The sequence below is a fragment of the Micromonospora sp. NPDC004704 genome (assembly GCF_053601675.1).
Genome location: NZ_JBSGCD010000021.1, coordinates 106648 through 129820, shown reverse-complemented (window position 1 = coordinate 129820; position 23173 = coordinate 106648). Strand labels below are relative to the sequence as shown.

General features: G+C 71.2%; 24 protein-coding genes. 16 read left to right on the top strand and 8 right to left on the bottom strand.

The genetic code is table 11. From position 1 onward, the window contains the following. The 6 genes from ACWEFB_RS25605 to ACWEFB_RS25580 form a co-directional block, all read left to right on the top strand. A partial coding sequence (locus ACWEFB_RS25605; protein ID WP_452289302.1) for a LacI family DNA-binding transcriptional regulator occupies nucleotides 1-504 on the top strand: 504 nt, incomplete at its 5' end. 133 nt (nucleotides 505-637) lie between these two features. Continuing rightward, nucleotides 638-1528, top strand: a complete 891-nt coding sequence (locus tag ACWEFB_RS25600; RefSeq protein ID WP_452289321.1) for an IS5 family transposase — start codon at nucleotides 638-640, stop codon at nucleotides 1526-1528. A gap of 67 nt (nucleotides 1529-1595) precedes the next feature. Next, entirely contained in the window at nucleotides 1596-2642 is a 1047-nt protein-coding gene (locus tag ACWEFB_RS25595; protein WP_452289300.1) for an Rv2578c family radical SAM protein, read from the top strand. A 72-nt stretch (nucleotides 2643-2714) separates the two neighbouring features. After that, complete coding sequence (locus ACWEFB_RS25590; RefSeq protein WP_452289298.1) at nucleotides 2715-3122, top strand: CoA-binding protein; 408 nt, start codon at nucleotides 2715-2717, stop codon at nucleotides 3120-3122. Between the two features lie 55 nt (nucleotides 3123-3177). After that, complete coding sequence (locus ACWEFB_RS25585; protein WP_452289296.1) at nucleotides 3178-3858, top strand: TetR/AcrR family transcriptional regulator; 681 nt, start codon at nucleotides 3178-3180, stop codon at nucleotides 3856-3858. A 99-nt stretch (nucleotides 3859-3957) separates the two neighbouring features. Then, nucleotides 3958-4425 (top strand): DUF4190 domain-containing protein, encoded by a 468-nt coding sequence (locus ACWEFB_RS25580; protein ID WP_452289294.1) that lies wholly within the window; start codon nucleotides 3958-3960, stop codon nucleotides 4423-4425. 3 nt (nucleotides 4426-4428) lie between these two features. Here ACWEFB_RS25580 and ACWEFB_RS25575 read toward each other — a convergent pair whose 3' ends face one another. Next, a complete protein-coding gene (locus ACWEFB_RS25575) occupies nucleotides 4429-5277 on the bottom strand; it encodes an SDR family NAD(P)-dependent oxidoreductase (protein ID WP_326563128.1) in 849 nt (282 codons plus the stop codon). Nucleotides 5278-5468: 191 nt separating this feature from the next. On the opposite strand from ACWEFB_RS25575, the gene ACWEFB_RS25570 reads away from it, so the two are divergent. Continuing rightward, complete coding sequence (locus tag ACWEFB_RS25570; protein ID WP_452289292.1) at nucleotides 5469-6125, top strand: DUF4190 domain-containing protein; 657 nt, start codon at nucleotides 5469-5471, stop codon at nucleotides 6123-6125. A 55-nt stretch (nucleotides 6126-6180) separates the two neighbouring features. Here ACWEFB_RS25570 and ACWEFB_RS25565 read toward each other — a convergent pair whose 3' ends face one another. Next, the gene (locus ACWEFB_RS25565; RefSeq protein ID WP_452289290.1) at nucleotides 6181-7134 is read right to left on the bottom strand and encodes an HpcH/HpaI aldolase/citrate lyase family protein; all 954 of its coding nucleotides are present in this window, start codon (nucleotides 7132-7134) and stop codon (nucleotides 6181-6183) included. A 174-nt stretch (nucleotides 7135-7308) separates the two neighbouring features. Between ACWEFB_RS25565 and ACWEFB_RS25560 the strand changes: the two genes are divergently transcribed. Together ACWEFB_RS25560 and ACWEFB_RS25555 are read left to right on the top strand one after the other, a co-directional pair. After that, on the top strand, nucleotides 7309-8112 hold the full coding sequence (locus tag ACWEFB_RS25560; protein WP_452289319.1) for an SDR family NAD(P)-dependent oxidoreductase: 804 nt from the start codon (nucleotides 7309-7311) through the stop codon (nucleotides 8110-8112). A gap of 305 nt (nucleotides 8113-8417) precedes the next feature. Continuing rightward, complete coding sequence (locus ACWEFB_RS25555; RefSeq protein WP_452289288.1) at nucleotides 8418-9761, top strand: hypothetical protein; 1344 nt, start codon at nucleotides 8418-8420, stop codon at nucleotides 9759-9761. A 47-nt stretch (nucleotides 9762-9808) separates the two neighbouring features. Here ACWEFB_RS25555 and ACWEFB_RS25550 read toward each other — a convergent pair whose 3' ends face one another. The 3 genes from ACWEFB_RS25550 to ACWEFB_RS25540 all read right to left on the bottom strand — a co-directional run bounded on the left by ACWEFB_RS25550 (nucleotide 9809) and on the right by ACWEFB_RS25540 (nucleotide 13814). Then, nucleotides 9809-10321 carry a pyridoxamine 5'-phosphate oxidase family protein gene (locus tag ACWEFB_RS25550; RefSeq protein WP_452289286.1) on the bottom strand — a complete coding sequence of 171 codons (513 nt, stop codon included), beginning with the start codon at nucleotides 10319-10321 and terminating at the stop codon, nucleotides 9809-9811. 123 nt (nucleotides 10322-10444) lie between these two features. Next, on the bottom strand, nucleotides 10445-12673 hold the full coding sequence (locus ACWEFB_RS25545; protein ID WP_452289284.1) for an APC family permease: 2229 nt from the start codon (nucleotides 12671-12673) through the stop codon (nucleotides 10445-10447). A 172-nt stretch (nucleotides 12674-12845) separates the two neighbouring features. Next, a complete protein-coding gene (locus ACWEFB_RS25540) occupies nucleotides 12846-13814 on the bottom strand; it encodes a DMT family transporter (protein WP_452289282.1) in 969 nt (322 codons plus the stop codon). A 135-nt stretch (nucleotides 13815-13949) separates the two neighbouring features. On the opposite strand from ACWEFB_RS25540, the gene ACWEFB_RS25535 reads away from it, so the two are divergent. The 3 genes from ACWEFB_RS25535 to ACWEFB_RS25525 all read left to right on the top strand — a co-directional run bounded on the left by ACWEFB_RS25535 (nucleotide 13950) and on the right by ACWEFB_RS25525 (nucleotide 15956). Then, nucleotides 13950-14705: an HAD family hydrolase gene (locus tag ACWEFB_RS25535; RefSeq protein WP_452289280.1), complete on the top strand. Its 756-nt coding sequence runs from the start codon at nucleotides 13950-13952 to the stop codon at nucleotides 14703-14705. A gap of 90 nt (nucleotides 14706-14795) precedes the next feature. After that, the gene (locus ACWEFB_RS25530) at nucleotides 14796-15263 is read left to right on the top strand and encodes a hypothetical protein (protein WP_452289317.1); all 468 of its coding nucleotides are present in this window, start codon (nucleotides 14796-14798) and stop codon (nucleotides 15261-15263) included. A gap of 138 nt (nucleotides 15264-15401) precedes the next feature. Further along, nucleotides 15402-15956 carry an SgcJ/EcaC family oxidoreductase gene (locus ACWEFB_RS25525; protein ID WP_452289277.1) on the top strand — a complete coding sequence of 185 codons (555 nt, stop codon included), beginning with the start codon at nucleotides 15402-15404 and terminating at the stop codon, nucleotides 15954-15956. An 81-nt stretch (nucleotides 15957-16037) separates the two neighbouring features. On the opposite strand, the gene ACWEFB_RS25520 is transcribed toward ACWEFB_RS25525, so the two are convergent. Further along, entirely contained in the window at nucleotides 16038-16907 is an 870-nt protein-coding gene (locus ACWEFB_RS25520; RefSeq protein ID WP_452289275.1) for a PhzF family phenazine biosynthesis protein, read from the bottom strand. A gap of 33 nt (nucleotides 16908-16940) precedes the next feature. Between ACWEFB_RS25520 and ACWEFB_RS25515 the strand changes: the two genes are divergently transcribed. The 3 genes from ACWEFB_RS25515 (at nucleotide 16941) to ACWEFB_RS25505 (ending at nucleotide 20268) form a co-directional block, all read left to right on the top strand. Then, complete coding sequence (locus tag ACWEFB_RS25515; protein ID WP_452289273.1) at nucleotides 16941-18254, top strand: magnesium transporter MgtE N-terminal domain-containing protein; 1314 nt, start codon at nucleotides 16941-16943, stop codon at nucleotides 18252-18254. Then, a complete protein-coding gene (locus tag ACWEFB_RS25510) occupies nucleotides 18247-18840 on the top strand; it encodes a DUF1003 domain-containing protein (protein ID WP_326562412.1) in 594 nt (197 codons plus the stop codon). The genes ACWEFB_RS25515 and ACWEFB_RS25510 overlap by 8 nt, the downstream gene beginning before the upstream one ends. Before the next feature lie 276 nt (nucleotides 18841-19116). Continuing rightward, nucleotides 19117-20268 carry an Mrp/NBP35 family ATP-binding protein gene (locus tag ACWEFB_RS25505; protein WP_452289271.1) on the top strand — a complete coding sequence of 384 codons (1152 nt, stop codon included), beginning with the start codon at nucleotides 19117-19119 and terminating at the stop codon, nucleotides 20266-20268. Between the two features lie 111 nt (nucleotides 20269-20379). Here ACWEFB_RS25505 and ACWEFB_RS25500 read toward each other — a convergent pair whose 3' ends face one another. Then, a complete protein-coding gene (locus ACWEFB_RS25500) occupies nucleotides 20380-20838 on the bottom strand; it encodes a preprotein translocase subunit TatB (protein ID WP_452289269.1) in 459 nt (152 codons plus the stop codon). Nucleotides 20839-20913: 75 nt separating this feature from the next. Beyond that, nucleotides 20914-22278: a S1C family serine protease gene (locus ACWEFB_RS25495; RefSeq protein ID WP_452289267.1), complete on the bottom strand. Its 1365-nt coding sequence runs from the start codon at nucleotides 22276-22278 to the stop codon at nucleotides 20914-20916. 262 nt (nucleotides 22279-22540) lie between these two features. Between ACWEFB_RS25495 and ACWEFB_RS25490 the strand changes: the two genes are divergently transcribed. Continuing rightward, nucleotides 22541-23167 (top strand): O-methyltransferase, encoded by a 627-nt coding sequence (locus tag ACWEFB_RS25490; RefSeq protein WP_452289315.1) that lies wholly within the window; start codon nucleotides 22541-22543, stop codon nucleotides 23165-23167. Nucleotides 23168-23173: the final 6 nt, after the last annotated feature.

The window sequence follows — 23173 nt, the reverse complement described above, 5'->3', positions numbered from 1 at the left end:
ATCGGCACCGAACTCTACGCACTCGGCCACACCCACCTCGGCGTCATCGCCGGCCCCAAACACCTCACCACCACCACCGACCGCCTCACCGGCCTACGCCACGCCGCCCGCGACCACGGCCACAAACTCCCCACCCGCAACATCGCCTACGCCGACTTCGACCGCACCGGCGGCGCCACCGCCACCGCCCACCTCCTCGACACCCAACCCCACCTCACCGCCATCGCCGCCCTCAACGACACCATGGCCATCGGCGCCCTCGCCCTCCTCCGCACCCGAGGCATCAAAGTCCCCCACGACATCAGCATCACCGGCTTCGACGACATGCCCATCGCCCGCGACGTCACCCCCACCCTCACCACCGTCCGCCTCCCCCTCGCCGACATGGGCGCCCGCGCCATGACCCTCGCCCTCCAGGAACCCGACCCGGCCCACCACCACCAGGTCGAACACGTACCGGCCGAACTGATCCGCCGGGAGAGCACCGCGCCGCCGCCCGCCTAGGGCGCGTTTCATAAAGCACGGTGCGCAGGTTGAGGTCACGGCGTGGCGGTGATCGATAAGCAGCGAGGTCTCCGGTACTTGGTACAACGACCAAGAAGCACCATGCACCGGAGACCTCGTGGCCACCCTAGCGGTGACGAGGCGGCACGACCTGACCGACGCGCAATGGGCGGCGCTCGCCCCACTGCTACCTGCCGCGCCGGTCCGGGGCCGTCCGCCAAAGTGGACAAGAAGGCAGCTGATCGACGGGATCCGGTGGCGGATCCGGATCGGTTCACCCTGGCGTGACGTCCCGGCCGAGTACGCGCCCTGGCCCACCATCTACGGCCTGTTCCGCCGCTGGCAACGCGACGGCACCTGGGAAAAGATCCTCGCCGGGCTGCAAGCCGGCGCTGACGCGGCCGGTCGGATCGAGTGGGACGTCAGCATCGACTCCATGACCAGCCGCGCCCACCAGCACGCTGCCGGCGCCCGCCGGGACGGGCATCTGCAGAGAGAACCACCCGGCGGCGTCCACGACGAGCCCGTCGATCACGCGCTCGGGCGGTCGCGGGGCGGGCTGACCACCAAGACGCATCTGGCCTGCGAGCAAGGTCAGAAACCCCTCGCCCTGATCCTCACGGCCGGTCAGCGAGGCGACAGCCCCCAGTTCATCCCCGTCCTACGCAAGATCCGGGTAGGCCGGGCCGGGGGTGGGCGTCCCCGGACCCGTCCGGACCTGGTCCTGGCCGACAAGGCCTACACCTCGAAAGGCAACCGAGCCCATCTACGTTCCCGCGGGATCAAGGCCTGCATCCCGAGCAAAGCCGACCAGGACGCCCACCGCAAAGCCAAGGGGTCGAAGGGCGGTCGCCCACCCGGCTTCGACCCGGTCGTCTACCAGCAACGTCACGCCGTCGAGTGCGGCATCAACCGCCTTAAACGCCACCGGGGCGTCGCGACCCGATATGACAAACTCGCCGTCCGCTACCAGGCCGTCCTGACCATCACCGCCATCGGCGAGTGGCTCCGACCAGACTTATGAAACACGCCCTAGTCCGACCTGCGCGTCGACTTGCGCGACCACTCGAACGCGTGTTCGAATCAGGGTCATGCGCTGGGAGAACCTGTCCTTCGCCGCAGTCGGGGCCGGGGCGACCGAGCCGGCGGCACCGGCGGCACCACCCCTGCCGCTGGCGCTGCCCGACGCGGTCGCCCGGACCTTCGACACCCCCGGCTTCGCCGGGATGACCTTCTACGAGGTACGCGCGAAGTCGATCATCAACCGGGTGCCCGGCGCCTCCCGGGTGCCCTTCGAATGGACGGTCAACCCGTACCGGGGCTGCTCGCACCGGTGCGTCTACTGCTTCGCCCGGAACACCCACACGTACCTCGACCTGGACGCGGGGCAGGACTTCGACAGCAAGGTGATCGTCAAGGTCAACGCCGGTGAGCTGGTCCGGCGCGAGCTGAGTGCGCCGAAGTGGCGCGGCGACCACATCGCGATGGGCACCAACGTCGACTGCTACCAGCGGGCCGAGGGGCGATACCAACTCATGCCGCAGATCATCTCGGCACTGCGCGACTTCGCCAACCCGTTCTCGATCCTCACCAAGGGCACCCTGCTCCTGCGGGACCTGCCGTTGCTCCGGCAGGCCGCGACGGTGACCCGGGTCGGCGTGTCGTACTCGGTGGGTTTCGTGGACGAGGCACTGTGGCGCACGGTCGAGGCCGGCACCCCGAGCCCGCAGCGCCGGCTCGACGCGGTCCGGCAACTGACCGACGCCGGGTTCCCGGTCGGCGTACTGATGGCCCCGATCCTGCCCGGCCTCACCGACACCGACGACTCGATCGAGGCGACCGTCGCCGCCATCGCCGCCGCCGGCGCGGTCAGCATCACCCCGATCCCGCTGCACCTGCGGCCCGGCGCACGCGAGTGGTACGCGGCCTGGCTGGCCCGCGAACACCCCGCGTTGGTGCCCCGCTACCGGGAACTGTTCGGCAACGGCTCCTACCTCCCGCAGAGCTACCAGCGGGAGATCGTGGCCCGGGTCAGGATGGCCGCCCGGCGGTACGGCCTGCTCCGCTCCGAACCCGGCGAGACCCGGCAGGTGCCGGCGTCGGAACCACCCGTCACCGAGCAGCTCACCCTGCTGTGATCTTCGGCCCCGGCCTGCGGGAAGGGCCGTCGGGACCGGTCGACGGACACCGGGCGGAGCTACAGTCGCCTGGTGCGAGATGCCCAACGGATCCTGGCCGACGCGAAGGTCATCGCTGTGGTCGGTGCCGCCCGCGACCCCAACAAGGCGGCTCACCGCGTACCGCTCCAGATGCAGCGGTACGGCTGGCGGATCATCCCCGTCAATCCGTACGCGGACGAGCTGTTCGGGGAGAAGGTCTACCGGTCACTGGCAGACATCCCGCACCCGGTCGACCTGGTCGACGTGTTCCGGCCGGCCCGGGACACCGTGGAGGTGGTCCGGTCGGCGATCGCGATCGGCGCCCCGGCGGTCTGGTTGCAACTCGGGATCGTCTCGGCCGAGTCGCGCCGGCTGGCCGAGGAGGCGGGCATCGACTACGTCGAGGACCGCTGCCTGGTCATCGAGCGGGCGAACGGCAACCTGAGCCTCCTGCCCTGAGGCCCCGCCATGGACCGCCGTCTACGTCGTACGCGTACGACGTAGACTTGGGCGCGTGGTAGCCACCCGGAGAGACCCAGCGGCGCACCGGGGGCTCGACCCCGACAAGATCGTGACCAGTGCGTTGGCCATCGCCGACGCCGACGGGCTGAGCGCGGTCACCATCCGGCGCCTGGCCCAGCAGCACGACGTCACGCCGATGGCCCTCTACCGGCACTTTCGGGACAAGGACGAACTGTTCGCCGCGCTCGCCGAGCGGTTGCTCGCCGGTGTCGAGCTGCCCGAACCCGACGACCGGCCGTGGGACGAGCAGCTTCGCGACGTACTCGCCGCGTTCGTGGCCGCGCTCCGCCCTCACCCGAACGTCGCCGAACTCACCCTCACCCGGATCCTGACCTCGGCGCCCGGTCTGGCGCTGGCCGAACGGACCCTCGCCCTGCTGCAACTGACCGGGCTCGACCTCGACCAGTCCGCGCGGATCGGCCGGCAGGTGCTCTGCTCGCTGGTCACCCTGGTCAGCACCGAACCGGGTGCCGAGGAGCGCGGCGACCGGGAGGCCCGCGACGACGCCATCCACGCCAAGCGCACCGCCCTCGCCGCCCTGCCGCCGCGCCGGTACCCGTACGTTGTCGCCGCCGCCGACGTGCTCATCTGCGACGACAGCAGCGACGACTACTACCGGCTCGGACTCGATCTGGCCGTCGCCGGCATCCGCGGAGTGTCACCGAGCGGCTGACCGGGCGGGCGACGGACGCGGTCCGGGCGCCCAGTCGCCCCAACCGCCGCGCACGGACTCGCTGGTCAAGTAGCGTCCGGGGCGAGGAGGGCGATTGGTATGAGCTACCCACCACCGGACGAGAACCCCGATCCCCACCAGCCGTACGGCCCGCCGCCCGGCGACCCCGACCCCTACGGCCAGCAGCCCGGCCAGTACGGCCCTCCTGAGCAGTACGGCCAACCCGGCCAACCCGGCCAGTACGGCCAACCCGGCCAGCCGGGGCAGTACGGCCAACCCGGCCTGTACGGGCCCGGGGGCTACCCGCCCGGTTACGGGCCGCCGACCGGCACGAACGTACCGGCGATCCTGTCGCTGGTATTCGCCATCATCTTCCCGCCGGCCGGCATCGTGCTCGGACACGTCGCCCGCAGGCAGATCAGGCGGACCGGGGAGCAGGGCGGCAGCCTCGCCCTCGCCGGCCTGATACTCAGCTACGTTCTCACCGCGTTCTGGCTGCTCTTCTGCTGCGGGTGGCTGGCACTGGCGATCTGGGGCGGCGACGACGGGGTCGGCACCGCCGGCTGACCGCTACCGGAACTGCGCCTCCCGGACGCTGTTGCCGCCGTCCACGACCAGCATCTGACCGGTGATGTACGAGGCCGCCGGGGAGCAGAGGAACGTGATCGCCGCCGCCACCTCGTCCGGGGTGCCGGGGCGGCCGACCGGCGTACCCAGGCCCTGCTTCAGCTCGGCCATCGTGGAGGCGGCGGTGTAGATCGTGCCCGGCGCCACCGCGTTGACCGTGACCCCGTCGGCGACCATCTCCATCGCCAGCGCCCGGGTCAGGCCGACCACGCCGGCCTTGGCCGCGGCGTAGGCGGCCTCGGTCGGCAGCGCGTTCACCGGCCCGGCGGTGGCGGCCAGGTTCACGATCCGGCCCCAGCCCCGTTCGGCCATGCCGCCGATGAACGCCCGGCTGCACAGGAACGCCGTGGTCAGGTTCCGCTCGATCTCACCGTGCCACTCGTCGTAGGTGAGCTGCGCGACCGGGCGCAGCACCTCCGGGCTCGCCCGGCTTGCCAGACCGGCGTTGTTGACCAGCACCTCCACCTCGCCGAGCTGCTCGGCGATGGCGTCGGCCAGCGCACCCACCTCGGACTCGTCGGTGAGGTCCGCGACGAAGCCGGTCGCGCCGAGTTCGGTGGCCCGGTCGTGGATGCGCCGGGTGGTCGACACGATCGCCACCCGCGCGCCCAGGTCGCGCAACCGGCGGGCGGTGGCGTACCCGATGCCGTCCGGACTGCCCGCGCCGGTGACCAGCGCCACCCGCCCGTCGAGACGGAGCGTGATCGGCTCGGTGTCGGGCAGGGCCGCGGGTTCGTCGGAGTCGTCCACCGGAACGCCGCCCGGCGGTACGGTCCGGTTACGGCGAGCCAGCGCGGAACGCGAAGCGTCCCGCCGGGGTCGGCTGCCGGCACGTTCACCGGCGCGCGCGTCGAATGCCATGCCGCGATCCTGCCCGGTCCCGTCAATCCGGGCAACGCGGCACCCCCGACGACGGCGGGCGGATATCACTGGCGATCTCCCACTACCCTGGCTGCGCATCCCTGCGTAGACGGAGAGACCCGATGAGCGACCCCCAGCAACCCGGCAACTGGAACGCCCCATCCGGGCCGAGCCAGCCACCGGACAGCCCGCAGAGCCCGGCCTACCAGCCCCCGGCCAGTACACCGGACCCGGCCGCGTACCAGAACCCGGCGAGCCCGTCCCCGTACCAGGATCCGACGGCTTTCCAGTACCCGGCCGGTCCGCCCGCCGGGCCGGCGTACCCGTACCCGCCGGGTCCGGACCCGACGGCGGCGTACCAGGCGTCCGGCACCCCCGACCCGGCGTACCAGTACGCGGATCCGGCCGCGTACCAGACGCCGCCCGGCTACCCGGCTGCGACCGGCTACCCCGCCCAGGCGTACCCGCCGGGGTACGGATTCCCGGCCGCGCCGCCGCAGAACGGTATGGCGGTCGCCTCGCTGGTGGTCTCCATCGTCGGCGTGCTCGGGCTCTGCGGGTACGGCCTCGGCGGTTACCTCGGCATCGTCGGCGCGATCCTGGGCCACGTCGCCAAGCGGCAGATCCGTGAGCGCGGCGAGAGCGGCGGCGGGATGGCGACGGCCGGCATCATCATCGGCTGGATCACGACCGCGATCGCGGTGATCGCGACCGCGCTCATCATCATCTTCGCGGTGTACGTGACCCAGAACCCGGACGAGTTCACCAGCAGCTACTGAGTTCCCCGGCCTGCGGTCGGTCCCCGTCCGCCGGGGGCCGACCGGCGCCGACGGCTCACTCCGGCGCGACGAACCTCGACGTACGCTCCAGCCCGGCGGCCCGACCCTTTGCCGCCACGACCAGCGCCATCTTGCGGGACGCCTCGTCGATCATCTCGTCGCCGAGCATCACCGCCCCGAGCCGACCGCCGGCCGCCGAGGTGTAGTGCTCGTACGCGTCGAGGATCAGCTCCGCGTGGTCGTAGTCCTGCTGCGATGGTGCGTAGACCTCGTTCGCCGCCTCGATCTGGCCCGGGTGCAGCACCCACTTGCCGTCGAAGCCGAGCGCGGCCGAGCGGCGGGCCGCCTCACGGAACCCGTCCACGTCGCGGATCTGCAGGTACGGGCCGTCGATCGCCTGCTTGTCGTAGGTCCGGGCGGCCATCAGGAGTCGCATCAGGATGTAGTGGTAGGGGTCACCGGGATACTCCGGGATGAGCGCACCGACCACCATCGACCGCATGTTGATCGAGGCCATGAAGTCCGCCGGGCCGAAGATGATCGTCTCGACCCGGGGCGAGGCGGCGGCGATGCTGTCGACGTTGACCAGACCGGCCGCGTTCTCGATCTGGGCCTCGATGCCGATCCCGCCGACCGGGAGCCCGAGGGTCCGCTCGATCTGGCCGAGGGTGAGGTCGAGCCACTCGATGTGGCTGGCGTTCTGCACCTTCGGCAGCATCACGCAGTCCAGGTTGGCGCCCGCGCCCTCCACCACGTCGACCACGTCCCGGTACGTCCACGGGGTGGTGAGGTCGTTGACGCGTACGGCGCGGATCTTGCCAGCCCAGTCACCCTCGTTGAGCGCCGCGACGACGTTGCGTCGTGCCTCCGGCTTGGCCAGTGGTGCGACCGCGTCCTCGAGGTCCAGGAACACCTGGTCGGCCGGGAGTCCCTGGGCCTTGCCGAGCATTTTCACGCTCGATCCGGGCACCGCGAGACAGGACCGGCGGGGGCGGCCAGCGACGGCCATCGGGCGCTCCTTCCACAACCCGGTCGGTGGCGCGGACCGGGCCTGATGATTCTTTCGGTATTTGTGACCCCACGGTAACGTCGCGCCATGACCGGCGAGGAGCGACCTGTCGAGGATGTCACCGGCGCGACACTGCCCGCGTCACCGGATGTCGACCGGCGCTCCGCGCTCCGGGTGGTGATCACCGGTGCGACCTCGGGCATCGGCCTGGCCGCCGCGATCGAACTGGCCCGACGCGGCGACGAGGTCGTCCTGGTCGGGCGCGATCCGGCCCGTCTGACCGCCGCCGTCGACCAGGTACGGGACGCGAGCGGGATCCGGCCGGCCGAGTTCCGGGTCGACTTCGCGGTGCTCGACGACGTCCGGCGGCTCGCCGCCGAGCTGCGTACCGCGTATGACCGGATCGACGTGCTGGCCAACAACGCCGGGATGGTCAGCACCCGCCCGGTGACCACGGTGGACGGCTTCGAGCTGACCATGCAGACCAACCATCTGGCTCCGTTCCTGCTCAGCGCCCTGTTGCGGGACCGGGTCGACCGGATCGTGACAACCGCCTCGGGTGCGCACCGGTGGGGCGCGCTGGATCCGGACGATCTCTCCGCCGCCCTGCGCGACTACCAGCCGCTGCGGGCGTACGGCAGCAGCAAGCAGGCGAACATCCTGTTCACCGCCGAGGCGGCCCGGCGCTGGCCGGAACTGGTGGCGGTGTCGTACCACCCGGGTGGGGTGCGTACCCGGTTCGCCAACGAGAACCGCCTGGTCGCCCTGGGCATGAAACTGGCCTGGTTCCTGCGTACGCCGACCAAGGGGGCGGAGACCCTGGTGTGGCTCACCCACCTGGCCGCCGGGTCGCTGGAAAACGGCGGCTACTACGCCGATCGTGAGCCGCGCCGACCTCGGCCGCACGCCGCCGATCCGGAGCTGGCAGCCCGGCTCTGGCAGGCGAGCGAGCGGGCGGTCGAACTGCACACTGAGTGACGTTCCGTAGTCGCGAAGGCCGTAGAATCATCGACACTTACGAGTGTTTTATCGGCACTGACAATGATGAATACCGTTTTCTGTCGAAAATCCGTCAGATCGTGTTTCGTAAGCGACACAATACGAAGAGTAGCCTTCGCGTAGAAGCATCTAATAGCTTCCGGGGCGGCAGGGCCCTCGATCAGCGACCTTGTGGACCGACCTGAGCGGTCGTACGCGGCACTGAAGCCGGCGACCGAGGTGGGCTCCTAGGCAGGACGGGCAGCGCAGCCACGCCGTGCGCCGCCCATTCCCAAGGGCGAAGCATGAACAACACCGATCTGCACCCAACAGGTGAACCCAGAACACCGGATGCACCGGCTCCGAGTCGTCGTACCGGACGTACTCGCGCCATCGTCGCCACCAGCGCCGTCGGACTCGTCGCAATCGCCGGGACCGGATACGCGGTCCTCTCCGGACCCGAATCGGAGCCCCTGGTACTCGACACACCGAACACCGTCATCTCCGGTCAGACCTTCGATCGTCCTATCGAGATCGCCGCGGACAACATCCGGCTGCAACGGGTGACCGTCCGGGCCGGCGGTACGGCAGCCATCCGGATCCGCCCCGACGTCGCGGGCGCCACCATCGTCGACACCGAGATCTACTGCACAGACGGCAAGACCGACGGCATCGTGCCGGGCGACTACTCGGCGGTCCGGGTGACGGTGCGCGACTGCCGGCGGGCGTTCGTCCAGGATGCCGGCGCCGCGGCCACCATCGTCGACTCGGAACAGAACGGCGAGGCGTACTCACCGGACGTACCCGGCGGGGTCGAAGCCGCGCCCGGCCCGCCCGAGTTCGGCCCGGTGGCGCCGCTGCCGAGCCCGCCCCGGGCAGCTCCCGATGCGGTCCCGCCCACGCCGATCACCTACTGGCCGGGCCCGACCAACACCGGCGTACCGGCCGGTACGGCACTGACGAACTCGGGATCCCTCGACCTCCGTAAGGCGGGTCAGGTGCTCACCAACCTCAACATCGTCGGATGCGTGACGGTACGGGCGAGCAACATCATCATTCGCAAGTCCCGGATCACCTGTAACAGCCCGACCTACTCCATCCGGCTCTACGACACGGCGACCAACCTGCTGGTCGAGGATGTGGAGATAAACGGCGCCGGCCGGAACTCGGCATCGGTCTGCTGCGGCAACTACACCCTGCGTCGGGCGAACATCTGGAACATGATCGACGGCCCCCGGCTGAGCACGAAGAGCACCATCGTCGACTCCTGGATCCACGATCTCGCCCGGGTCCCCGGCTCGCACAACGACGCGTTGCAGACCACCGGCGGCAGCGACATCATCGTGCGGCACAACCGGCTGGAGCCGTACACGGCAAGCACCAACGACCCGCACAACGCCTGCATCATGATCGGGTCGACCACCGCGGACGCGGTCCGCAATCTCACCTTCGAGAACAACTACTGCAACGGCGGCAACTACTCCATCGGTGTCCGGGACGACCTGGTCGCCTCGAACATCATCTTCAGAAACAACAAGTTCGGTCGGAACTACCGCTACGGCGTCATTGCCCGCCCCAACCAAACCGGGATCCTCTGGGACCGGCCGACAAACGTCTGGTTCGACACCGGCCTCCCGGTGATCCCGTAGCCGGTCTCTGATCGGTCTGACCGGCCCACCGGGCGTGGACAGGCCGATCAGGCCGTCCGGGCGGCGGCGAGCACGTGCCGGGACTCGTCCGGGAACCGGCGCTCGTCGAACAGGACCCACTCGGTCACCGCGATCTCGTAGAGCCGGCTGGGCGTCTCGTGCCGGGACAGCCGGCCCGGGTCGATCGCCACCTCGGCGCCCGGCCAGCGGTCCAGGAACGACCGGGCCGCCGCCTCCACCCCGACCGGCGGCAGCGTCCGCACCACGCCGGTGAAGGCCACCCCGCGTACGGTCCCATTCCGAACGTCCGGCGGTACGGCGACGATGCTGCCGCCGACCCGACCGTCACCCTGCCCGTCCGGCCCGTGCCCACCCGCCCGGTGCCCGTCGGCCCCGTGCCACCGGTCGTGTCGGGCGACGAACCGCAGCAGGTCGGGTGCGAAGTGCGGGTCGTACCAGAGGTTGCCCACCATCGGTGAACCGTCCGCCCGTACGGTCGCCAACTGCATGAGCTGCCCCGCGCGGACGTACTCCTCCAGCAACTCCCGGTCGCCCGGCATCGGACCAGCCCCCTTCCGTCCTCGACGCGACCGGCGACGACCGGCCGTACGCCGCCAGCCCAACCTAACCTCGTCCGTTCGGCGGGGGTGGCAAAAGCGGTGGGCGGAACCGGCCGTCGTGCCTCACTCGGGCAGGTGCACCGGCACGCTGGTGATCACCACTCCGGGCAGGCTGCGCAGGGCACGGCGCAACCGCTGGTCGATCGGGGTGTGCAGGATCCGGTGCCAGGGGCGCTTCACCATCAGCTCCGGGACCACCACGGTCAGCACCACGTCGGGCCGCAGCGTGTGCAGCGAGTCGAGATACTGCACCAGCGGCGCGGTGATCGCCCGGTACGGCGAAATGATCGTCTCCAGCCGGAGATGGTCCCCCCAGGTCTGCCACTCCTCGCGGAACCGGTCCGCCTCCTCCTGCTCCGGACTGAGATGTACGGCGAAGACCGGCGGCCCCAGCGAGGCCGCGTACGCGAGTGCCCGCAGGGCGGCGAGATTGAGCCGGGCCACCGGCACCACCACCAGGTGCCGTACGTCCTGCGGGCTCTCCTCGCTCTCCTGGTCGTCCCCGCCAACCGCCCGGTCCCGTGGCCCACCGGCCTCGGCCGGCGCTCCGGCCTCCCGCGCCGGCACCGACGGCGGGCGCAGCGCCAGCACCCGGTGCATCCGGTCGTAGTGCCGCCGGATCCGCGTCGCCAGCAAGACCACCAGCGGGATGGCGAGCACCGTCACCCAGGCTCCCTCACCGAACTTGGTGGCCGCGGCGGTGACCAGCACGATCCCGCACAGCACCGCACCGAGCCCGTTGAGCGCCGCCCGCCGCTTCCAGTTCCGGCCCCGGTGGGCCCGCCAGTGCGCCACCATTCCTGTCTGCGAGAGGGTGAAGGCGAGGAACACACCGACCGCGTAGAGCGGGATCAGCGCCTGGGTGCGCCCCCCGAAGGTGAGGAAGATCAGCGCCGCCGCCACCGACAGCGCGACGATGCCGTTGCCGAAGGCGAGCCGGTCGCCCATGTGCAGGAACCGCCGGGGCGCGTAGTCGTCCCGGGCCATGAAGAAGAGCAGTCGGGGAAAGTCGTTGAACGCCGTGTTCGCGGCCAACAGAAGGATCATGGCGGTGGATGCCTGGATGAGGCCGTACCAGGGACCGGTGCGAAAGGTCTGGCGCGCCACCTGGGACAGCAGGGTCTGGCCGTCGTGCGGCACCACCCCGCTGAGATGGATCAGCAGGGTCAGCCCGGCGAAGAGCACAACCAGGATGCCGACCATCCAGGTCAACGTCGTACGGGCGTTGCGCCACTCGACCGGCCGGAACACCGGCACCGCGTCCGACACCGCCTCGATCCCGGTCATCGAGGTGGCTCCGGACGCGAACGCGCGCAGGACGACCAGCACGCTGAGCCCTTCCACGGCGGTGATCGGCGGTGGTGGGAGGGCGGTGAATCCCCGCCCGGCCGCCTGCGCGAACCCGACGAGCAACAGCACCAGCATCACGACGATGAAGAGGTACGTCGGCGCGGCGAACAGGTTGCCGGCGACCCGTACACCGCGCAGGTTGCCGGCGAGCAGCGCGGCGATCGCCAGCAGCCCGAGCGGCACCGTCAGCGGCGCGAGTCCGGGCAACGCCGAGGTGATGGCGCCGATCCCGGCCGCCACCGACACCGACACGGTGAGTACGTAGTCGAGGATCAGGCCGGCGGCGGCGACCAGGCCGAACCGGGGACCGAGGCTGTCGCTGGCCACGAGGTACGACCCGGCGCCGTGCGGATAGGCGTACACGGTCTGTCGGTACGAGGCCCCGACGATGATCATGAGGAGCACCAGCACGCCGGTCAGCGGCAGGGAGAGTCCGAGCGCGCCCCCGCCGGCCAGCACCAGGATGGCGAGCATGGCCTCGGGCCCGTACGCCACCGAGGAGAGCAGGTCGGAGGAGAGCACCGGCAGGGCGATCAGCTTGCGCATCCGCTCCTGGAGCACCGCCGTGCTGGCCAGCGGTGGACCCAGCACGCTCCGGCGGAACCGGGCCAGGGCCTGCGCCAGCCGTCCCCGGGGCAGGATCGTGGCCTCGGTGGCGAGCAGTTGCCGTGGCTCGTCGGCCTTGAACATGTCGATCCGGGCCAGCCGGCCGAACCGGCTCGGGGTGGGCGGGTGCCGGTAACGCTCCAGCGTGGGGTCCAGGGGCAGTTCGTCCCAGTCCGCCGGCCGGTCGTGCAGCGCCTCCGCCCACCGCTGGCCGACCTGGCGGAGCACCGCCAGTTCGTCCTCGCGCAGCGGCGGGAACTCGGCCAACGGGGTGAAGGTGACCGTGGGCTTCTCCGCCGGTGCCGCGTCCGCGTCCCGCTTCCCGCGCCGTCCCACCCGCGTCCACCCCCTCTGCGCGCCCACTTCCCCTGCCCCGCACTTTCACCGAAAGAACGGCCATCGGCACGCGAATACCCACACTCCCCCAAAAATGGTCTCGGAGTGGTGGGTTGGCTCGGCGAAGGTCGCCGGTCCCCGAGAACCTGCCGATCGGGCGGCTCGGGCCGGGTCAGTCCGGCAGCGGCGCGGCTTCCGGTGGGGCCGGGATGGGGGCGGTACGCCGGTTGGCGCGGGCATTGCCGAGCACCACGATGGCGACCCCGACCAGGAGCAGCGCCAGACCGGGCAGGGCGGCCAGCCGGGGCAACTGCCCCAGCCACACCCAGGCGATCAGTGCCGCACCGGGCGCTTCGAGCAGGATCAGGACACTGATCGTGGTGGCCGAGAAGTGATGCAGGGCGTAGTTGAACATCGAGTGCCCGAGCAGTTGGGCCCCGGCCACCAGCCCCAGGATGGCCAGCCAGGTCGTGCCCGGGAAGCCGGTCAGCCGTACGCCGCCGACCAGGCAGACGACGAGCAGCAGGGCGGCGCAGACCCCGTAACAGATCGTGGTGTACGTGGTGGTGCTGATCGTCGCGCGGGCCCGTTCGCCGAACGCGGTGTAGATCGCCGCCGCCATCCCCCCGAGCACCGCGAGCAGGTCACCCATGACCGCCCGGTGGGAGTGCCCGAAGTCGGCCCCGGTGGCGAGTACGGCACCGACCACCGCCACCCCGATCCCGACCCAGGCGACGGTGGCCAGCCGCCGGCCCTGCCCGAGCGCGATCAGGCCCTGCCAGACCGGTTGGGTGGCACCCAGGGCGGTGGCCGCGGCCACCGAGGTCAACTGGGCGCTCGGCATCCAGGTGGCGAAGTGGGCGGCGAGCGCCACCCCGGACAGGACACAGAACCAGCCCTCGCGCCGCCCGGCGCCCCGGATCAGGGTACGGAGTTCGGCCCGGCGCCGGAGCAGGGTCACCGGGCTGAGCAGACCGACCGAGATGGTGTTCCGCCAGAACGCGACCGCCAGCGCAGGCGCGGCGGCGTACGCGATCAGTGGCCCCGAGGAGGAGACGGCGGCGACCGCGAGGATCACCGCACCGGTGCTCAGCGGATCGACCGGTGGACGTCCGGTGGGCGTGACTTGCGGAGATGGCACGGGAAGATCCTCACACGCCCGCGTTGGCCACTGAAAGTTCCACCTTTCGCTCACTCCGGGCCACGAAGCGATCAACATTTCGTTACCATCGACCCGGTCCGATTCGCCCCTCCTCGCGCCGGAAGCTGGTTCACCATGCCCGCATACCGGGCGGTGCTCTTCGACTTTTTCAACACCCTGACCCGGCCGGCGAACCGCGGCCGGCGGCACGCCCTCGTCGCCGACCGCCTCGGCTGCACCACCGAGGCGCTGCTCGAAGTCCTCGACCGGTCGTTCTACCTGCGGGCCAGCGGCGCGCTCGGCGACGCCGAGGCGACCCTGCGCTGGGTCTGCGACCGGATCGGCGTACACCCCTCGGACACGCAGGTACGAGCGGCGGTCGCCGCCCGGCTGGGCGCGGTCCGGGCCGACACCCGGCTGCGTCCCGAGGCGGTCCCGACGCTGCGTGCCCTGCGCCGGCTCGGGGTGGCCACCGCCCTGATCAGCGACTGCACCCACGAACTCCCGGTCTTCCTGCCGCAGCTCCCGGTCGCGGAACTGCTGAACACCCAGGTCTTCTCGGTCCAGGTCGGCTACTGCAAGCCCGCCCCGGCGATCTACCTGGTCGCCTGCGACCGGCTCCGGGTGGCCCCCTCGGACTGCCTCTACGTCGGCGACGGCGGCAGCCGGGAACTCACCGGTGCCACCGGTGCGGGGCTGGACGCGGTCCGGCTCGACGCCCCCGACCTCGGCGACCACCTGGTCTTCGACCCGGACACCGGCTTCACCGGACCGGCCCTGACCTCGCTGCGCGAGGTGCTCGACCTGGTCGAGCCGGCCCTGTCCCGCACCACCCGGCCGGCCACCCGGACCCTTCGTGGCCGGCGGCGCCCGGCGGTTCGCGCCCGCTGAGAGTGCAAGGATGCAGGGGTGACTGACGACAACGGCGAGCAGACCACGGCGGTGCCGGCGGTCGGCCCGTCACCGCTGATCGAAGAGGCGATGAAGAAGGCCGCGGTGGCCTGGGTGTCGATCGACGGCGGCCCCGGCCTGGCGTTGTGGTGCCTGCCGCTGGACGGCGCGCTCTACGTGGTCAGCGGGCCGGGCGAGCAGACCGCCCCCGGACTCGCGGACACCGCGACCGCCGCGGTGACGCTACGCGGCGACCACGGTGGTCGGATCGTCACCTGGCCGGCGCGGGTGACCCGCCTGCTTGCCGGCACCGAACAGTGGGAAACCAACGCACCGCTGGTCGCCGCGAAACGGCTCAACGCCGCCGGCACCGCGACGGAGCTGGTCGAACGCTGGGCGACGAGCGGATGCGCGCTCAACCGGCTGGCCCCGGCCGGCGCCCCGCTCGCCGAGGGCGGTTCGTTGCCGGACGACTCGTTGTCCGCCGTGCCGAGGGAGTCCCCCGCCGTGCGGCCGACCCGCAAACCGTTCCGCCTGCACCGGGTCCGCCGCCGCTGACGGTCGAGCCGCACCCCCGGCGACCTGTTTCCGGAGGGATCCTCCCGCCACCGGGATAGTGGACACCCCGGCCGCCTGAAGACTGTCTACAGTATGTATATTCACATTCGCAGATGCCTCTCTAGTCAAGGAGCGCAAGTGCGACGGACAACCCGTACCCTCATCGCCGGTGTGCTCGGCGCCGCCCTGGTCATCGGAGACGGCACCGGCACGACCGCCGCGGCGGGGCCACCCGTGGTGACGCCGGCCGCCACAACGTGGGCGCTGTTCACCCCCGCGGCACCGCCGAACCACCCACCCGCGTCGACCCGGCCGACCGAGCGGCAGATCAGGAATCTCTTCAAGGGCTGGGACGAAGCCCTGGCCACCGGCGACCCGGCGAAGGTCGCCGACCGGTACGCCCCGGACGCCGTCCTCCTTCCGACGGTCTCGAACGAGGTGCGCAAGACCCGGGCGGGGATAGTCGACTACTTCGACCACTTCCTGGAGAAGAAGCCGCGCGGCACGATCAAGGACTCGACGGTCAAAATCCTCAGCGACCGGGCAGCGATCGACACCGGTGTCTACGAGTTCACCGTGACCGAGGGCGGCGCGGCCGGAAAGGTCGAAGCTCGCTACACCTTCGTCTACGAGCTGCGAAAGGGAGAGTGGCTGATCGTCAACCACCACTCGTCGCAGCTACCGGAGCAGTAGTGGCCCCCGGATAGTCCAGCGGGCCCGACCCGAACGCCGCCGGCCGGCGCCGTTGACCGACCGCGATCGCCGGTGCGGGAATCAGCCGACGAAGGGCGGGGCGGTGATCTGGCCGGCGGCGATCGGGACCACCTGGCCGGCGACCGTGGCGCCGAGCGCGACCCCGTCGGCCGCGGTCACCGTGCACTCCAGCAGGCACGGGCGCTCGATCTCCGCACCCTGCCGCACGGTGTACGACGAAATCCCCTCCCCCGGCAGCAGCCCGCTGGTGACCAACCACACACCCAGGCCGAGGGCGGCCGATCCGGTGCCCGGATCCTCCGGCACCCCGACACCGGGGGCGAAGACCCGGGCGTACGCGGTCCGCTCGTCGGCGTGCCAGGCGAAGACGCTCAGGTGCTCGACTCCGGCCCGTACCGCCGCCGGGGCGTTCAGCACCACCCGGCCCAGTGCCTCCGCCCGGACCGACAGGTACGGGAACTCCAGCCCGCAGCCGGCCACCCGGGGAGCCGGCCCGACGAAGTCCGTGGAGGTCAGCCCGACCATCGCCAGCAGCGGTTCCACGTCCAGTTCGGGGCCGAGCGTCGGTCCGGCACCGGTGACCGTGGCCCGGTCGCCGGCCACCTCGATCGGAAGCAGCCCGGCCCCGCACTCCTGAACCACCTGCCCGGCCCCGAACCAGCCGCGCCTACTGGCGGTCACCGCGGCGCCGATGCTCGGATGCCCGGCGAAGGGAAGTTCCCGCTCCGGGGTGAAGATCCGGGCCCGGTACGTCGCGGTGCTGGCGGTCGACGGCAGCACGAACACCGTCTCGGAGAGGTTGAACTCCCGCGCGATGATCTGCATCTGCTCGGTGGCCAGCGCCTGGGCGTCGAAGACGACCGCGAGCGGGTTGCCGGCGAAGGGACGGTCGGTGAAGACGTCCACGATCTCGTACGCCAAGGTCGACATGTTGGTAAAGCCTAGGCGCATAGGCTGACCCACGTGACCACGCCGACCCGGGTGTACATCGCCCGTCTTGCCGGACTGGCCGTCTTCGACCCCAACGGAGATCAGGTCGGCCGGATCCGGGACGCGGTCGCCCGACTGCGGACCTCCAGCCGCAATCCCCAGGTTGTGGGGCTGGTGGCGGAGCTGGCGATGCGACGGCGGATCTTCCTCTCGATCAACTGGATCACCACCATCGACGCCGAGTCGGTGCTGCTCGCCAGCGGCACGCTCAACCTGCGCCGGTTCGAGAAACGCCCGAACGAGCTGCTGGTGCTGGAGGACCTGCTCGACCGGCGGGTGATCATTGAACCGACCGGTCGCCCCGGCACCGTCGTCGACGTGGCGATGGAGGCCAACCGCCAGGGCGAATGGTCCCTGACCCGGGTCGCCGTACGGGAGCAGACCAGCCGGCTCAGCCGCCGGGGGCACCTGCACCAGTTGGAGTGGGAACGGGCGGGCGGCCTGCTCGGGCTGCCGGAGACCCGGGGCACCGCCAACCTGCTCTCGGTGCTGGAGAACATGCGCCCGGCCGACCTTGCCAACGCGCTCCAGGACCTGCCGGACGCCCGCCGCAACGAGGTCGCCGCCGCCCTGGACGACGAGCGCCTGGCCGACGTGCTGGGTGAGCTGCCCGAGCACGACCAGGTGGAGATCCTGGCCGGGCTGGACCGGGAACGGGCCGCCGACGTGCTGGAGGAGATGGACCCGGACGACGCCGCCGACCTGCTCAGCGAGCTGCCCCCGCCGGAGCAGGACATGCTCCTCGACATGATGGAACCGGACGAGGCCGATCCGGTACGTCAACTGCTGAAGTACCAGTCCGGTACGGCCGGCAGCCTGATGACCTCCGAGCCGGTGATCCTGCCGCCGGACGCCACCGTCGCCGAGGCGCTGGCCCGGATCCGTGACCCGCAGCTCTCCCCGGCCATCGCCGCCCAGGTCTTCATCGTCCGGCCGCCGATGGCCACCCCGACCGGCCGGTACCTCGGCATGGTGCACTTCCAGCGGCTGCTCCGCGAGCCCCCGGCGGAACTGCTCGGCAACCTGCTGATCAACGACATCGACCCGCTGCAACCGACCACCGGACTGAACGAGGTCACCCGCCGGATGGCCACGTACGACCTGGTCGCCTTCCCGGTGATCGACCCGTCCAGCCGGCTGGTGGGCGCGGTCACCGTTGACGACGTACTCGATCATTCGCTGCCGTCCGACTGGCGCGACCGGGACGCGGCGGTGAGCACGACGGCCAGGTCTGGCGAGGCGAGCGGCCGGGGCGACGGGCGTACGCCGGTGGGCGACGATGACTGAGCCGCGTCGGGTGGAACGGCTCGACCAGCCACGCGAGCCGCGCCGGTTGCGCCTGCCCCGGTTCGACCCGGAGGCGTTCGGCCGCTGGTCGGAGGCGATCGCCCGGGGCATGGGTACGGCGAACTTCATCGTCTACATGACCATCGTGATCGCGATCTGGCTGCTCTGGAACACGCTCGCGCCCCGGGAACTGCGCTTCGACCCGTACACCTTCACGTTCCTGACCCTGCTGTTGTCGTTGCAGGCGTCGTACGCGGCGCCGCTGATCCTGCTGGCACAGAACCGGCAGGCGGCCCGGGACCGGCTCGCGGCCGAGGAGGATCGGCGGCGGGCGGCACTGCAGAAGGCGGACACGGAGTATCTGGCCCGGGAGATCGCCGCGCTCCGGATCGCCCTCGGCGAGGTGGCCACCCGCGACTTCCTCCGCTCCGAGCTGAGCCGGCTGGCCGAGGAGCTGGACGAGCAGGCCCAGCGCCGGCAGCGGCTGGAGCAGCGGCAGTACCGCAAGGACCGGCAGCAGAGTTCGGGCCGCCCGGTGCCGGCGGAGAACATCGACGAACCGGTCGACGAGCTGGACGTCGAGTGAGCGCCGCGCCGACCACTGACAGCGCTCTGACCTGGGAAAAGAGCAAGCCGCGCGCCTCAAGGGGCTAGGCGCGCGGCCAACCGCATCGATCGTTACACCCGGACGGGCACGGCGTCCACCCTCAAATCGGCGCATCCGCGTCCATCGTGCGGGCCGGATCGAGCATCCGACCAACCGGCGGATCCCAGGCTCCGGCGCCCGGCTGCGAATCTGATCGCTCACACCGGGTACCCGCGACCGCCACCGGGATCCCGTATGCGACGTACCATGGCGGTCATGTCAGCACCAGTCAGCACCGTCGAGGAAGCGGTCATGGCCGCCCTGGCCACCGTCGACGATCCGGAGATCCGCCGGCCCATCACGGAGCTCGGCATGGTGCGCTCCGCCGAGGTCGGAACGGACGGCCTGGTACGCGTCGAGCTCCTGCTCACCGTCGCCGGCTGCCCGCTGAGGGACAAGCTGCGTACGGACATCACGGCCGCCGTGACCGCGGTGCCCGGGATCACCGGTGTGGAGATCGACTTCGGCGTGATGACGCCGGAGCAACGGCAGTCCCTGCAACAGCGGCTGCGCGGCGGCAGCGGCGCGACCGAGGAGCCGGTCATCCCGTTCGCCCAGCCCGGCTCCCGGACCAGGGTGTACGCGGTCGCCAGCGGCAAGGGCGGGGTGGGCAAGTCGAGCGTGACGGTCAACCTGGCCGCCGCCCTGGCCGCCCGCGGGCTCTCCGTCGGTGTGGTCGACGCGGACATCTACGGCCACTCGGTGCCGCGGATGCTCGGCACCGAGGCCCGGCCGACCCGGGTCGAGGACATGATCATGCCGCCGCAGTCCCACGGCGTGAAGGTCATCTCGATCGGGATGTTCACCGACGGCAACGCGGCCGTGGTCTGGCGCGGGCCGATGCTGCACCGGGCGTTGCAGCAGTTCCTGGTCGACGTCTACTGGGGCGAGTTGGACGTGCTCCTGCTCGACCTCCCGCCGGGCACCGGCGACGTGGCCATCTCCCTGGCCCAACTGCTGCCCAACGCCGAGATCCTGGTTGTCACCACCCCGCAGACCGCCGCCGCCGAGGTGGCCGAGCGGGCCGGGGCGATCGCCCTCCAGACGCACCAGCGCCTGGTCGGTGTGGTGGAGAACATGTCCTGGCTGGAACTGCCCGACGGCTCCCGGATGGAGGTCTTCGGCGCAGGCGGCGGTACGGCGGTCGCCGAGTCGCTCACCCGGGTGGTCGGCGCACAGGTCCCGCTGCTGGGTCAGATCCCGCTCGACACCCGCGTACGCGAGGCCGGTGACCGGGGCACCCCGATCGTGCTCGCCGACCCGACCGCGCCCGCCTCGGTGGCCCTGAACAAGGTCGCCGACCGCCTCGCAATACGCCGCGAGTCGCTGATCGGCAAGCCCCTCGGCCTACGCCCCGCCGGTCGCTGACCACCCCAACCCACCCCTCAAGATCCGCACTCTTGTAGAGAAAGAGTGGCTTCCCGCTCGACCGAAGCCCCTCTTTCTCTACATTTGCGCGATCTCGGGGGACGTCGTCGCTCAGGTGGCGTCGTCGTCGTATGAGCGGGTTTGCGGGCTGGTGGTGGAAGTCGTGGCGGCGGTGCCGTTGACCGCTCCGGAGCCGTTGCCGGCCGCGCTCGTCGTACGGCCCCCGTTGCGCAGGTCGGTCGCGGCGGCCACGTCCTTCAGCTCGTCGTGTACGCCGCTGAGGTCGGACTTCACCGTGTCGTAGAGCCCCTGCAACGGCTTGCGCAGCGCGGCCTCGTCGTCCTCGCTGAGCAGGTGCTTGCGGATGAACGCCTTCGGGTGCAGGTCTTCGAGCTGGATGTCGGTGCCCAGTTCGCGACTCAGGTCACCGGTCGCGTTGGTGGCCATCCGGCGCAGGTTGCGCAGCATCCGCAGGCCGTCGTTGATCACGGTCGGCAGCTTGTCGCCGAAGATCAGCAGCGCCAGGAGCAGCAGCGCGCCGATCTCCCACCAGTTCAGGTTTTCGAACACCTCGCCGCCTCCTCGTACCGGTCCAGGGCAAGACTACGCACGCCGGGGGCGGATGCGGGAGGGGGTGTGGACCGGCTACTTCGCATCTGCGGCAAGTGTCACTGACGCCTTCTGCCGATCGGTGCCGCGACGGTACTCGACGGTCACCACCGATCCGGGCGCGTATTTCCGGACCAAGGCGATCAAATCAGTTGGTTCTTCCAGGACCCGGCCGTCCAGCCGGAGCAGCACGTCACCGGTACGCAGACCGGCACCGGCAGCCGGGCCGGCCGGATCGACCCCGGCGACCCGTACGCCGCCCTCCGCGCCGACCCCGGCGCCGCTGACCTGGGCGCCGATCACCGTACGGCGCGCCTTGCCGGTGTCGATGATCTCCTGGGCGACCCGCTTGGCCTGGTTGATCGGGATCGCGAAGGCGAGGCCGATGTTGCCGGCCGCCGAATCGTCCACCGCCAGCGACTTGATCACCGAGTTCACGCCGATCACCCGGCCCGCGCCGTCGACCAGTGGCCCACCGGAGTTGCCCTGGTTGACCGCCGCGTCGGTCTGGATCGCCGCGTAGTACCGCACCTGCCCGCCCGGCTCACCGGCGCTGATCGTCCGGTCCAGGGCGCTGACGATCCCCGCCGTCACGGTGTTCGCCAGGGCCAGCGGTGTGCCGAAGGCCAGCACCGGGTCACCGACCGCGATCGACTCCGAGTCACCGAACTCGACCGGTACCAGACCCGGCCGGGACACCTTGATCACCGCGAGGTCCGACTCGGGGTCGGTGCCCACCACCGTCGCGGCCGTGGTCGACCCGTCGTTGAAGACCACCGTCGCCCGCCCGTTGCTCCCCTCGACCACGTGGTCGTTGGTGATCACGTACCCGTCGGTGGACGCGACGAAGCCGGAACCCACGCTCGCACCGCCGCTGCCGTTGACTCGTACGGTCACGACGCTCGGGGCCAGCCGCTCGGCCACCCCCGCCAACGTGTCCGGCTTGCGCTGCGCGGCGGCCGGCGCCTCGTTGCCCTGGCGGCCCAGCACCGTGGTCCCGCCCCCGCCGACCCCGGCCCGGGACGCGAAGACGTAACCCAGCGTGCCGCCGAGTGTGCCGGCCAGCAGGGCGGCGACCAGCGCGACCAGGAAGACCGGGCGGGTCCCCCGCTGGCGCGGCGCGTCCGGGTCGGTGACCAGCTCCGGCAGGGCGCTCGGCGCGAGCGGGGGCGCCTGCACCACCACCGCGGTGTGGGTCCGCGGATCCCGCCACGGGTCGGCCATCGCGTCCGACCACCAGGCCGACGGCGGCGGCCCACCGACACCACCCGGTACGGGGGGTATCCCGCCCCCGACACCACCAGGTCCCGCTGGCATAGCCACCGGCGGGCCCACCGTCGGCGGCGCAGGTGCCGTCGTCGGGGTCCCGTCGGGCTGGCGCCAGTTCCAGCCGTCGGTCACGTGCCCTCCCAGTCCGTCCCGGAAAGCGTTCGCCGACCACACGGCGTGAGCCGCTCTCCGGTCGGGGCGTACGGGTTCCGCCTCCAGGATTGCACGGATAGCCGAAGAGCATTCAGCGGTTGGGTCCGGCGTGGACGGGGAACAGGTGGGACGACTGTCGATCACGTACCAACGCCCTTAGGCTCATAGCGCAACGCCCCCGTCCACCCCGCACCGTTTCCGGAGGTACGCCATCGCCATGGTCGCCCGGTCAGTCACCCCGATGACCGCCCAGGCACTCCAGTTCGCCGAGGCGTACGTCGCCGAGGACCTGGTCCTGCAGACCGCCCGCAGCCTGGCCCGGGAGGTCGGCCTGCCGGCCATCACGCCCGGTGTCGGCGCGACCCTGCGACTACTGGCCGCCGCCGGCAGCGCACGTTCGGTGGTCGAGATCGGCACCGGCACCGGTGTGAGCGGTTTGTGGCTGCTCCGGGGGATGCGGCCCGACGGCGTACTGACCACGATCGACGTGGAGGCTGAACACCAGCGCATCGCCCGGCGGATCTTCCAGGAGGCGGGCTTCCCGGCCGGGCGTACCCGGATCATCACCGGTCGGGCCCTGGACGTGCTTCCCCGGCTGGCCGACGGGGTGTACGACCTGGTCTTCGCCGACGCCGACGCCACCGAGTACAGCTCCTGCGTCGAGGCCGCCCTGCGGTTGCTGCGCCCCGGCGGCGCGCTCGTCCTGCACGGCGCGATGGCCGGCGGACGGATCGGCGACCCGGCTGCCCGCGATCTGACCACGGTGACCGTACGCGAGATCGTCAAGGCGGTACGCGAGTCCGACGACTGGATCCCGGCCCTGCTCCCGTCTGGTGAGGGACTGCTGGCGGCGATCAAACGGGGATGATCCGGG